Origin of the sequence: Oscillatoria nigro-viridis PCC 7112 (genome assembly GCF_000317475.1) — a bacterium.
Classification (GTDB): domain Bacteria; phylum Cyanobacteriota; class Cyanobacteriia; order Cyanobacteriales; family Microcoleaceae; genus Microcoleus; species Microcoleus nigroviridis.
The window spans coordinates 1,260,247-1,272,836 of sequence record NC_019729.1 but is presented as its reverse complement, the minus strand read 5'-3'; the positions used below and the strand labels follow the sequence as shown (position 1 = coordinate 1,272,836).

Here is a 12,590-nt window from a genome sequence, read left to right as displayed (position 1 = left end):
CCCAACAATCAGGGGGATTTAGGGGGATCTAGACTAAGCTAAAAGCGAGATTTATCAATGGTTTCAGGCTTAAGTTGACGCGCTTTGGATCTTGGAGTGTCCCTACCGTATTTCATCCTATTTTTAGGCTTTGCGCGATCGGCGAATGAGTACGCTTATCACTTGTCCCGGCTGTGCGCCTCGCTGTGGCGGACTCCAATCCCCGACGGCGGCAAATCCCAGTCGGTACAAGGTGTGGATGGTTTCTAACACGGCTGCGCGGGAACCGAAAACCGCGATCCGCACGACTTCCTGTTCCGATGCTGCTGAGTCGTCATTTGGACGCGCGGAAAAGTTATCGTCAGGTACGAATTCCTGTGACATAATATGATCTCCTGGTTTTTGGTTTTCTAGGAAAACCCAAAAACCCAGCCGCCCCGCACGTTAACACAGAGCAGGGCGGCTACAGAGAGTGTTAAAATTCTCCATTAGCCTCCATACTGCCGTAATCAGTTTGGCGGTTAGCTGTCCATTGCTGTTGGTAGCAGCTTTGGGCAGTGCAACTAGATTTTTGAGCGACGCGGGCTGCTTCCTCCTTGAGGAAAGCAGCCTTATTTTCACAGCGTAGCCGCAGATGGGGGCCGCCGTCAATCGATTTAAGATTTTGGATTTTAGATTTTAGATTGAGATTTTTCTACAACAACTCTATCGATTTTAGATTTTAGATTTTAGATTTTAGATTGAGATTTTCCTGCAACAACTCTCCGGTCTCTCCCACCCTCCTCTTCTTCCACTCTCCCCTTCTCCCCTTCTCCCACCTTCCCCTTCTCCCACTCTCCCCTTCTCCCACTCTCCCACTCTCCCCCTCTCCCGTCTCTCCCTCTGGCTCAACCCAACCTACTAGATGAGGGAATGCGCCGAGGAAGATGTAAAATATGGAATCGTTCCAAAAGCTTAAAATCAAAAATCTAAAATACAGATATGCCTAGAACACAAGTGCGAATATTCCGTGCACCTGCTGCTTGAGGGCAACCACATCAATTTTTGATTTTTGATTTTTGATTTTTGATTGTCCTCCAACAACTCTCTCCATCTTCTATGCCTAGAACACCCAGCGAATATTCCGTACACCTGCTGCTTGATGGTGGCCATCGCGAAGAAGTGCGTTTCGCAACCCTGCAAGATTTTCAAAAATGGTACAGCAGTACGCTGGTGCCGAAACAAGATTCAAGAGAATTTCTTAACGTCCCGATTAAAAATATTCAAGGCGAATACATGGTAGTTCGGCCTACCAGCGTGGTCGCAATTCGCGTAGAACCGATATTTACTTCTAGCGTCGAACGATACGATGAATAAGGAAAATAATCTATTCAGTAGGGAAGATTGGCAATTGAGCAAGATTTTTCGCTATCAGCTATTAGCGATCGCCTGTTGCATTTTGGCGATCGCTTTTTCGGTGCCCGCCGTTGCAGCCGGGCCGCTGCAACCAATTAGTCTAAATCAGTTACAAGCGAGTGAATTGGAGTCGATCGCCTTTGACGCTCAAATCTGGGGCGAAAATGGCAAACCGGGGGATAAAGAATTGCTGTTAAGGTCGATCGACAACAGCCTCCGCTATCTCGATACATCGGCCGCCGCCACTGCTTACAGCCGCTATCCAGTCGCAGGATTTACGCGCGATCGAGTCCGCCGTTCCCTCGATCGATTTCGCCAATTAGTTGTCAGTTCCACAACCCCCTCACAACTTCAGGAATCGGTCAAGCGCGAATTTGTATTTTACAAATCCACGGGCAAAGATGGCAAAGGAACAGTCGCATTTACAGGTTATTTCGAGCCGACTTACGCAGCATCTCGCACGCCGAATTCCGAATACCGTTATCCCCTGTACCGGATGCCGCCAAACATGGCATCTTGGCCGAAACCTCACCCGACAAGATTGCAATTAGAAGGCGAAGATGCTTTGCAGGGAAGCAAAGGATTGCTGCGGGGATTAGAATTAGTTTGGTTGCGCGATCGCTTCCAAGCATTTCTCGTGCACGTTCAAGGTTCTGCGAGATTGCAGCTAACAGATGGTAGCGTCATGACAGTCGGTTTTGCAGGCAAAACCAGTCACAGTTATACCGGAGTCGGGCGAGAATTAGTTAAAGACGGAAAGTTTACTTTAGAAGAGTTGACTTTGCCGAAACTAAAGGAATATTTCACCAACTTTCCCGCAGAGATGAACAAATATTTGCCGAAAAATGAAAGCTTTGTATTCTTCCGGGATACTAATGGAGTTCCAGCCACAGGAAGCATTGGAGTGCCAGTAACTGCCGAAAGGTCGATCGCCACCGACAAAGCCTTAATGCCCCCTGGCGCACTAGCATTGATTAGTACAAAACTCCCTTATCCGAATGCGGCGGGACAACTCGAACAAAATGCCGTGAATCGGTACGTTTTGGATCAAGATACCGGCGGTGCAATCAAAGGTGCGGGGAGAGTTGACGTATTCATGGGAACGGGGAATTTAGCGGGCGATCGGGCCGGTCATATCAACTCAACAGGAGAACTGTATTATCCGCTTTTAAAGTAGATTAATTCTACTTCATGTGATTGTTTGCTGTGCGTCGCCATCCCGGACACGGCAGTGCCGTGTCCCTACAGATATCGCGGACAATCAATATGTAATCTATTTGTGATAATTGCTATAAAATAGAAAATACCCCACCCTCCCAATTTCACAAATGCTCGACAAAATTCTGCAATTCTTCAAACGACTATTTCAGCGAATATTCGGATACCCAACCCCACCCACCCCACCGCCGGGAAATACCGCCATCCGCCCAACCCTAACAGATGCGGAATACGAGTCGAAATTCATGGAAATCCTGGAAGGGGTGAATGCCGGCTGGAGTCGAGGAGATGTAGCGGGATTCTTAATCGCAAAACGCCTTAAAGATGGTGAATTGGCTGCTTGGCTGCGACGGTTTGGGCAAAGATTGTTAGAGGGCGAACATGATGGCACCGCTGCTGCGGATGCGGTGGCATCGCTTCAGGAATTGTCGCAGAGGCTGGTATTGTTAGGTAGAATTGGCAGCGGGGAATTGTCAGAGGTTGCGAGGCAAATTGGGGGGGAGATATTGACACGGTTTCCGCTGCCGGAGGTTGAAGAGGAGGATACAAAGGGGAGGGTGATTGAGGCGGTGTTTGTTGGGGATGGTTTGGGTTTTTCTGGGGAAGGGAACCGCAGAGGCGCTGAGGATGCGGAGGCAGAATCGGAAGTTAATTTAGATGCTGAGGCGTGGTGCGATCGAGGGAACGAGCAGTATAATTTAGGAAGATTTGAAGAGGCGATCGCATCTTACAACCAGGCAATTGCTCTCAAACCAGACTACCGCGATGCTTTGCACAACCGAGACGTAGCCCAACGTAAGTTAGGCGAAATTGAATAGGCGAACTCGCTTGTATCTATAATTTTTGCTAGGTATTGCGATCGGTATGATACTATTAATAATTAACCGCCGTTTTTGTCCCTAATTATACACAAAAATAGTCGTTATAGGGTTTAAATTGTCACTAGAAAGTTACTTAGTAAGGTGCACAATCTGCACCATAAAATATGTTCATCCTATGAGGATGAATCCCAAATTATTGCATCCCAAACCCAAAATCGAATGACACAAGTAATCGGCATTGACTTAGGCGGAACCGCAATTAAACTCGGCAGATTTAGCGAAGATGGGATTTGTCACCAATCCTTAACTGTTCCAACCCCTCAACCGGCAACGCCAGAAGCCGTTTTAGCTGCGATGACCGATGCTATTTTACAACTGAATCCGGTCGAAAATGCTGTAAGTGCGATCGGCATCGGCACTCCAGGCCCCGCAGACGCCGCCGGCCGCATAGCCAGAGTAGCAATTAACCTCAAAAACTGGCATAACGTCCCCCTAGCTGACTGGGTGGAAGCTAAAACCGGGCTGCCCACAATATTAGCAAATGATGCCAACTGTGCCGGATTGGGAGAAGCTTGGTTGGGTGCAGGAAGGCACTTTAAAAACCTAATCTTACTAACTTTAGGTACAGGCGTCGGCGGTGCAGTTATCCTAGACGGTAAACTATTTGCAGGCCATCTAGGCGCGGCAGGAGAACTAGGATTGATTGCCATAAATCCCGACGGCCCGGACTGCAACAGCGGCAATCGCGGTTCTTTAGAACAGTACGTTTCGGTGCAAGCAATTCGCCGGGAAACGGGTTTGGAACCTATAGAATTAGCAAATTTAGCTAAGTCTGGAGATGCCAAAGCTTTAGAATTTTGGCAAAATTACGGGCGCTACCTGGGTATCGGTTTGGCAAGTATAATTTATATTTTAACGCCGGAAGCTATTATTATCGGCGGCGGAATTAGTGCAGGTGCAGAATTTTTCTTGCCGCAGGTTCAAGCCGAAATTCAGCAACGTGTACTGCCGAGTTCTCGCGAAGATTTACAGTTATTGGTGGCTGAATTGGGCAATCAAGCAGGCATGGTAGGGGCTGCGAAATTAGCTTGGCAGCTTGTTCAATAGTGAAAATTTAAAAAAGCAACGCATTTTACTGTGCTTTTTTCATATCTAAAATTAGGGTGCAACCTCAGCGCTTTACCTCAAAAAAAAGAAAATGAATGTGAGGAGTTACTACACAGAGTCTCCCTTCATTGTTCATGCTTCTAACTAATGACTAATGACTGATGACTGATGACTTCTTCATGGCAGAGATTGTCCAGTCGTATTTTTAATGTATTCCTGAATTTCTTGATAAGTTTCCGGGTTGCTTTGGCGGAGGATAATAATATTAGTTGCGCTGTCAGGCAGGCAAAAGCTTAGCCGACCGTTCTGTTCGCAAGCAAAAGAGCTAATTCGACTCATATCGATCGCAAATTCTTTGCGGTCATAATGAATTTTAATCCACGAACCTCTAGAATTGCGATCGATGGTTTTTTTGAGGTAATCGAGAACTTGCTTGTAAGCCTCATAATTGCCTTGGGGATTGAGGATAATCGGCTGACTGCTATTAGGCAGCCAAAAGGTGAGACGCTTGTTATCCAGTTCGCTAGAAAAAGCACTAATAGTGTCAAGGTCAATTATGTATGTACTTTTCTCATAAGTAATTTTGCTCCAATAAGCCACAAAGCCTCCTCAAACCTGTGTTTCCTGGTATTTTAGGATAGTTTGACAATTCCTACCATTTTAGATTTTAGATTGTAGATTTTAGATTGGGCATGACTGATGACTATCTGGGTTGGGAGTTGCCTAAAGTTGCATTTTTTTGGAAACTGGTATCACCCTTGAAATCCGTAAAAAGTTAAGTAAAAATATCAGCATTTTTACCTTCTGCCTTCTGCCTTCTGCCTTCTGCCTTCTGCCTTCTCCCTTGTGCTACTGCCCCCCAGCCCTTGCATAGGGGTTGGGGGTGAGGTTTTTCACTCGTTGAGAATGCTGCCCGATATCTAGTCCGGTAAGTGCGACCCCGATCAAATCCTATTGGTCTGTTGGGTGGTTTTGTAATGTCCATTGTCGGGGCGATTTGAATATTGTCTACTCTGAACCGCCCCTACAGACCTCTAATATATCAGAACTAATCGATCGCACATGATATGAGATCAGTTTGCTGCAACTTTCCCGGCAACCAAGTCGCGACCCTCATCTTCTAAAACATCCTGCTTTCCCTGGATGCTAGCCGCCTGGATAAACCCTTGAAACAATGGGTGGGGGGTGCTAGGTCGAGATTGGAATTCGGGGTGAAATTGACTGGCTATGAAAAAGGGATGGTTGGGCAATTCGATCATTTCTACCAATCGGCCGTCTGGAGATGTACCGGAGACTGCATAACCTGATTCTAAGAAAAGATTGCGGTAGGCGTTGTTAAATTCGTACCGATGGCGGTGCCGCTCGTAAATCACTTCTTTCTGATAAAGTTTGAAAGCTAGCGTGTCTGGGTTGACACGGCACGGATACAAACCCAGTCGCATTGTACCGCCCAAATCGACTACATCTTGCTGTTCTGGCAATAAATTAATTACCGGATTTGATGTATCCGGGTCAAATTCAGCGCTGTTGGCATCCTTTAGTTGGGCGGTGTGGCGCGCCCATTCAATCACAGCACACTGCATCCCCAAACACAATCCCAAAAATGGAATTTTGTTGTGTTTAGCATATTCTATCGCCGCTATTTTGCCGTCAACTCCCCGAACCCCAAAACCTCCCGGTACAAGAATGCCGTTGATATCTTTGAGATAATTATCGAGGTTGCCCGATTCTAAATCTTCTGAGTTAATCCAGTGTAAATTCAGGTCGCAGCCGATCGCAATTGCCGCGTGCCGCAAAGCTTCGACCACCGAAAGATAAGCATCGTTCAACCGCACGTATTTGCCAACTAAAGCAATATCAATTTTGTGATTGGGACTGTAAAGCCTGTTGACTAAAGTTTGCCACTGATGCAAATCTGGCTGGCGATGTTCGAGTTGCAGCAAATTGAGCGTTTGTTGGGCCAAACCTTCCTGTTCCATCATCAGGGGTACTTCGTAGATACTTTTAGCATCTTGAGACGTGATGACGCATTCTTCCGGGACGTTGCAGAATTCCGACAATTTCTGTTTCATGCCCAAAGACAGCGGGCGATCGCACCTACAGACTAAAATATCTGGTTGAATGCCGATCGACCGCAATTCCTTCACCGAATGCTGAGTCGGTTTAGTTTTCATCTCCCCAGCCGAAGGAATCCAAGGTATCAGCGTGACGTGCATATACACAACATTTTGCCGGCCGACATCCTTGCGAAACTGGCGAATTGCCTCCAAAAACGGCAAAGATTCAATATCTCCCACCGTTCCGCCGATTTCCGTAATCACCACATCTGGATTAGTATTTTTTGCTACCCTGTGAATTCGCTCTTTAATCTCGTTAGTGATGTGAGGAATCACCTGCACCGTACTCCCCTGATACTCGCCGCGGCGTTCTTTGTTGATCACCGCTTGATAAATCGAACCCGTGGTGACGCTATTGAGGCGAGACATGGAAGTATCGGTAAAACGCTCGTAGTGCCCCAAATCCAGGTCAGTTTCCGCACCGTCTTGCGTGACGAAGACTTCTCCGTGCTGAAACGGGCTCAGAGTGCCGGGGTCAACGTTAATATAGGGGTCTAGCTTCAAAATCGAGACAGAATAGTCCCGCGACTTCAATAGGCGGCCCAAGGAAGCACCGACAATTCCCTTGCCGATGCTGGAAACCACGCCGCCGGTCACAAACACAAATTTGCTCATAGGATTTTCGACTTTAGATGTTTCAATGTCAGGTCAGACTCAAATGTGACATAGGTAATCCATAAGGGCAACTACGGGGGATTGCCCCTACACCCATTTGACCAAATTATTGACGATTGTTATGTGCTTGCAACCAAGTTGTCAAATCTGACATACTGGCAAAGTCTAATAGTGCCTCTCCTAGATTCTCTAATTGCTGAGCGGATAACTGAGCGATGCTGGTTTTGATCTCCGGCGATAGCCCGCCGACACTGCGCTCCAACTGACGAACAATTAATGTCACATTTCCTTGTTTGATGCCTTGTTCGATGCCTTGTTCGATGCCTTGTTCGATGCCTTGTTCGATGCCTTGTTCGATGCCTTGTTCGATGCCTTGTTCGATGCCTTGTCTGATTCCTTGTTCTATCCCGATTCTGGTTGCTTTGGTAATTGCACCGCGCTGGTCTTGAATAAAAATTTCTCGCCTTTCTAAATCGTCCAATTCATCCGGATCGAGATTTGCTTCATTGGCAATTGTAAAAGCTTTGCGGAGTTCCGGTACATTTCCCAACTCTTCCGGCACAGACCTTAACGTCCGAGCAGTTTTCATGAAATATATCCACTTATCAGTCAGAGTCTCTAATTCTGCTAAAGTTTTGTCAAATTTGGGCAACTCAACAAAGACAAATTCTAATTCATCCGCCAAATAATCGACCAAGTTGTTTTTTTCTTTGATACAAAACCGCGAAATTACTGTTTCCAGATGCTCAAACATTTGGAAATCTGTAATCGTCAAGGCAATTACGGGATTTAATAGGTTGTAGTTTTCTCCGCTTTTCAATTGCACTGAGTAAGCTTTGGTAGCATTGTATAAAATCCGCTTCTCAAAGGATTCTACATTCAACACCTGCATTTCAATGATCGCAGTTTTGCTGCCACTAATTTTAGCTTTGACATCCAAGTAAGTATCTTTGACTCCTTTGATTTTGGGAGCTAAATAAGGGTCAATAATTTCTAAATCTTCGATGACTGGCTGCGCTTCGTAGAGCAGGGCATTCAAGAAACTAATCAAAATGTCTTTGCTGTCAGCAGAACCGAAGATTTTTTTAAAAGCAAAGTCGGTTTTGGGGTTAATAAAATTCATGGCTTTTTCAATTTATTAGAAGTTGAGAGGTTGAGATTAGAGTTATTTAATTATTTAACTATCATACAATCTTCTAGGTTGGGTGGGCGGACGATCGCTCCAACCGACCTCACCCAAATACGGATCGAGCGGCCGACAGCAGTCGCCCCGAGCAATCATGGCTTCGACAAAAGTTCCAGGGCCCAGTCGGCCCCTAGGCGAGTCAATCGATTTTAGATTTTAGATTTTAGATTTTCGATTAAAGAATTGAAGCATTGACAAGGCCCAAAAACGGATACGCTGCCACGTACTCCTGTCGTGGAAAGATCAAAATTTTAGACGCTAGTTCAAACTCCCAGATTTATCTGTGGGGTAAATCTCAAATCTCAAATCAGCCCTACGCGCTCAGTGATTTTTCCCAAAAAGCTAACTCAGGAACGTTTCGGCAATCGTAAAGTCATGGTATACAAAGCATCTCAAGTCTGCTAAAAAAACAGCTATGAAGTTTGTCTGCGTTCTATCCCCTCAACGGTTGCTTTGTACTGGTATGGCATTGCTCGCTGCTATCGAGTGTAGCGCGTGGCTCGCTCCCAATGCAGCGCGAGCAAAAACTCCTGGGGAAAATTATTCGTCTCTGCCGCCGAAAATCCTCGCTAGTAACGATGTTAATTGCAATGGCGGACGATCGCCCGAAACTCGCTGTCCAGTCGGCGGTTTGTTCGTCAAAACTCCCAATACGACCCCAGAACAAGTCTTTCCTCTCAAGCAGACTGAAGTTAAAGCCAAAATAGCTGGCAATATCTCCCGCGTCGAAGTTGTTCAGAAGTTTGAGAATCCTTTTCCCGAATCTATAGAAGCTGTTTATGTATTTCCTTTGCCCGACGAAGCGGCGGTGGACGATATGGAAATTAAAATAGGCTCGCGAACTATTAAAGCTGATATCAAACGCCGCTCGGAAGCTTTGGAAATTTACGAACAAGCCAGAAAGCAAGGCCGGAGTGCGGGTTTGTTGGAACAAGAACGCGACAATATTTTTACTCAGTCTCTCGCTAATATCAAACCGGGAGAAAAAATTGAAGTTACGATTCGCTACACGGAAAGTCTCAAGTTTGCCGGCGGCGATTACGAATTTGTGTTTCCAATGGTGGTTGGGCCGCGCTATATTTCGGGAAATTCAACAGGTGCCGATCGCATTAACCCGCCTGTTTTGCCTCCAGGAACGCGATCGGGTCACAATATTGCTGTTTCGGTAGAAATAGATGCCGGAGTGGCGATCGGGGATGTCCGCTCTACTTCCCATCAAATTACCACTCACCGCAGCGGTAATATTGTGCAAGTCCAATTAGCCAATTCAGACACAATTCCCAATAAAGATTTAATTCTGCGCTATCGAGTCGCGGGCGAAAATACTCGGGCAACTATTTTGACTCAATCCGACAAGCGGGGCGGTCATTTTGCTACTTATTTAATTCCGGCATTAAACTACAAAAATAACGAAATTGTACCTAAAGATGTCGTGTTTCTCATGGATACTTCCGGTTCTCAGCAGGGCGAACCGCTAGCCAAATCTAAGGAGTTGATGCGCCGCTTCATTCAAGGACTGAATCCCAACGATACTTTTACTATTATTGATTTTGCAAATACTGCAAAAGCGCTTTCAACAAATCCTTTAGCAAATACGGCTGCCAACCGACAAAGTGCCATTAATTACATCCAAAACTTGCAGGCAAACGGTGGCACTGAACTGCTTAACGGCATTCAAGCAGTGATGAATTTTCCGGCGGCGGCAACAGGAAGGCTGCGGAGTATTGTACTAATTACTGACGGTTACATTGGTAATGAAAATGAAGTGCTAGCGCGGGTTCAGGGGAGTCTAAAACCGGGAAATCGACTTTATAGTTTTGGTGTCGGCGGTTCGGTGAATCGGTTTTTGCTCAACCGTTTGGCGGAAGTGGGAAGAGGCACGTCTCAAGTAATTCGTCAAGATGAACCGTCAGCAGAAGCGGCAGAAAAGTTTTTTCGAGAAATTAACAGTCCGGTATTGACTAATATTCAAATTAGTTGGGAAGGAATGGGGGAAAAACCGGAGATTTATCCGATCGCACCCCCAGACTTGTTTGCGACTCAGCCGCTGGTTTTGTTTGGCAAAAAGACCGATCGAGCTAACGGACAACTTCGCATCCGCGGCACTCTTGCGGGCGGCAAAGCTTACGAGCAAGTTTTACCTGTTAATTTTGCTCGCTCCGGCTCTTCGCGCCAGCGGGAGTCTACTTCCGTCGCAGCAACCGCTACGGATTTTGGCAATCCGGCGGTAGCTCAGCTTTGGGGGCGATCGCGCATTAAAGATTTAATGAATCAAATGTTTGGTGGCGAGACTAAATCTCTGGTGGAAGCTGTGACTAATACTGCTCTGACTTATCGCTTGCTGTCGGAATACACGGCTTTTGTGGCGGTGAGCGAAGAAGTGCGAGTCGAGCCAGATGGATCTCGTCGTCGAGTGCAAGTGCCTGTGGAATTGCCGCAGGGTGTCAGCTATGAGGGTATTTTTGAAGCCGAGAGGGCTGAGCCAACTAGGGGCGGCTCTCGCAGCGTTACCTCGAATCGCAACTCGGCACCGGTGAGTCCAGCTCCTGCTGTGCCGCGGCAGCCCGGTTACGGTGAGTTGCAACGCCCGAAACCTTTGGCTTCTCGCCTACAAGTAGTTAGCGCCGAAGGGTTGGATGCCGGGGCGATCGCGGCTTTGACTCAATACCTGCAATCTGTCAATCTCCCGGCGCGGGTTAGCGGTGAAACGGTATGGGAGTTATCGGTACAAGACGGCCGCGTTGCCCGATTGGCGATCCTCTTCGAGGGCTTCGCTAACGATACTCAAACCTCGACGCTGCAAGCAACAGACGCCGTAGAGGCTCTCAAGAGGGCCTTGAGTTCCTGGCAACCTCCTGCAGGATTCAAGGGCACGCTGCGCCTGAAGTTGCGAATTACGGACGCTCCTTAAGCAACGAGTATCTATGTCAAGAAACATTAACTTTTAAGTCAAAAATACCGAAAGCGCGATCGCTACCGCGTGGAAGATATAAAATCTTTATTAAGAGATTGCCTTTAAACAGAAAGTAATGTTAATGAAATTTATACCGTTTGAGGCAAACGCTAAAACAGTTTCCTTTCTGAAACAGTTTCCTTTCTTAAACAACCTTAACATTAAAGATTTCTGGATCGAAACCCCCCAATCATAGAAGGTATGATGCCCTATGGAAGTTAGTGAACTGCTCAACAATTACGAAAAAGGAGAAAGAGACTTTACCGGAGCCGACCTCAGCGGGAAAAACCTCAGCGGAGCCATCTTAATCGGAGTTAACCTTTCGCGAGCTAATCTTTCCGGGGCGAACCTCAGCAGGGCGTTTCTCACCAAAGCAACACTCAAAGGTGCGCTGCTGCACAGAACAAATCTGAGTTTTGCCAAAATGGGTGAAACCCAACTCTCTGGTGCAGATTTGACAAAAGCCAATCTCAGCGGTGCTTTTTTGGTAAAAGCAAAATTGCCCAGAGTCAAGTTAAGCGGTGCAACTTTAACTGGCGCAAACCTGCGGGGTGCTGTGTTGTGGAATGCCAATTTGTGCAGCGCCGACTTGCAATTAGTTAACTTGCTGGGCGCGAATCTGACGGGAGCTAATTTTAAGTGGGCCAACCTTTACGGTGCAAGGCTCAATAGTGCAAAACTTTTTGGGGCTCAATTAACCGGAGTCAGTCTGCGGCGAGCGCAGTTGACAGGGGTGAATCTCTGCGGTGCAGATTTGAGCGGCGTCAACGTGAGCGAAGCTAAACTAATGGGAGCTAATTTGGAAGGCTCGAATTTGGCGGGGACGAATTTCAGCGCGGCTCAGTTGCGTGGGGTGAAGTTGGCGGGTGCAAACTTAACCGGGGCTAAGTTGAGGGGAAGTTGTTTGAAAGGGGCAAATCTGAATTGGGCAAAGCTGTGTCAAGCAGATTTGATATCAGCAGATTTGAGCGAGGCGACGTTAATAGGAGCTAATTTAGATAATGCTTTGTTGGCGGGAGCTATTTTGCCGGATTCTACTAGGCGCTATTTTTCCTTAGCTGGGGCTGGCCAAGTCAATTCTTGGGAAGTTAATGAGATTAACGGTTGATTGTTGACTGATGACTGATGACTGTTGACTGTTGACTGACAACAGAAGTCCTTACTACAAACGACTATCGATAGGTTTGTAGTAAGGACTT

Annotated in this window: 10 protein-coding genes; 6 read left to right on the top strand and 4 right to left on the bottom strand. The window is 46.8% G+C overall.

Annotation, left to right across the window (positions count from 1 at the left end):
• Nucleotides 1–123: 123 nt before the first annotated feature.
• Entirely contained in the window at nt 124–363 is a 240-nt protein-coding gene (locus OSC7112_RS05570) for a hypothetical protein (RefSeq protein WP_015174982.1), read from the bottom strand.
• Between the two features lie 714 nt (nt 364–1,077).
• Between OSC7112_RS05570 and OSC7112_RS05560 the strand changes: the two genes are divergently transcribed.
• The 4 genes from OSC7112_RS05560 (at nt 1,078) to OSC7112_RS05545 (ending at nt 4,520) form a co-directional block, all read left to right on the top strand.
• Complete coding sequence (locus OSC7112_RS05560) at nt 1,078–1,335, top strand: hypothetical protein (protein WP_015174981.1); 258 nt, start codon at nt 1,078–1,080, stop codon at nt 1,333–1,335.
• Nucleotides 1,328–2,551, top strand: coding sequence for a murein transglycosylase A (gene mltA, locus OSC7112_RS05555; RefSeq protein ID WP_015174980.1), 1,224 nt, complete (start codon nt 1,328–1,330; stop codon nt 2,549–2,551). The genes OSC7112_RS05560 and mltA overlap by 8 nt, the downstream gene beginning before the upstream one ends.
• Nucleotides 2,552–2,702: 151 nt before the next feature.
• Nucleotides 2,703–3,410, top strand: a complete 708-nt coding sequence (locus tag OSC7112_RS05550) for a tetratricopeptide repeat protein (RefSeq protein WP_015174979.1) — start codon at nt 2,703–2,705, stop codon at nt 3,408–3,410.
• A gap of 222 nt (nt 3,411–3,632) precedes the next feature.
• Nucleotides 3,633–4,520, top strand: a complete 888-nt coding sequence (locus OSC7112_RS05545; RefSeq protein ID WP_015174978.1) for an ROK family protein — start codon at nt 3,633–3,635, stop codon at nt 4,518–4,520.
• A 177-nt stretch (nt 4,521–4,697) separates the two neighbouring features.
• Here OSC7112_RS05545 and OSC7112_RS05540 read toward each other — a convergent pair whose 3' ends face one another.
• From OSC7112_RS05540 to OSC7112_RS05525, 3 genes are all read right to left on the bottom strand, one after another.
• Nucleotides 4,698–5,120, bottom strand: a complete 423-nt coding sequence (locus tag OSC7112_RS05540) for a hypothetical protein (RefSeq protein WP_015174977.1) — start codon at nt 5,118–5,120, stop codon at nt 4,698–4,700.
• Between the two features lie 473 nt (nt 5,121–5,593).
• Nucleotides 5,594–7,252: a CTP synthase gene (gene pyrG, locus OSC7112_RS05530; protein WP_015174975.1), complete on the bottom strand. Its 1,659-nt coding sequence runs from the start codon at nt 7,250–7,252 to the stop codon at nt 5,594–5,596.
• 106 nt (nt 7,253–7,358) lie between these two features.
• A complete protein-coding gene (locus OSC7112_RS05525) occupies nt 7,359–8,375 on the bottom strand; it encodes an Rpn family recombination-promoting nuclease/putative transposase (protein WP_015174974.1) in 1,017 nt (338 codons plus the stop codon).
• 478 nt (nt 8,376–8,853) lie between these two features.
• Here OSC7112_RS05525 and OSC7112_RS05520 point away from each other — a divergent pair, with 478 nt between their 5' ends.
• Both OSC7112_RS05520 and OSC7112_RS05515 read left to right on the top strand, forming a co-directional pair.
• Entirely contained in the window at nt 8,854–11,349 is a 2,496-nt protein-coding gene (locus OSC7112_RS05520; protein WP_015174973.1) for a VIT domain-containing protein, read from the top strand.
• Nucleotides 11,350–11,602: 253 nt separating this feature from the next.
• Nucleotides 11,603–12,499 carry a pentapeptide repeat-containing protein gene (locus OSC7112_RS05515; protein WP_015174972.1) on the top strand — a complete coding sequence of 299 codons (897 nt, stop codon included), beginning with the start codon at nt 11,603–11,605 and terminating at the stop codon, nt 12,497–12,499.
• Nucleotides 12,500–12,590: the final 91 nt, after the last annotated feature.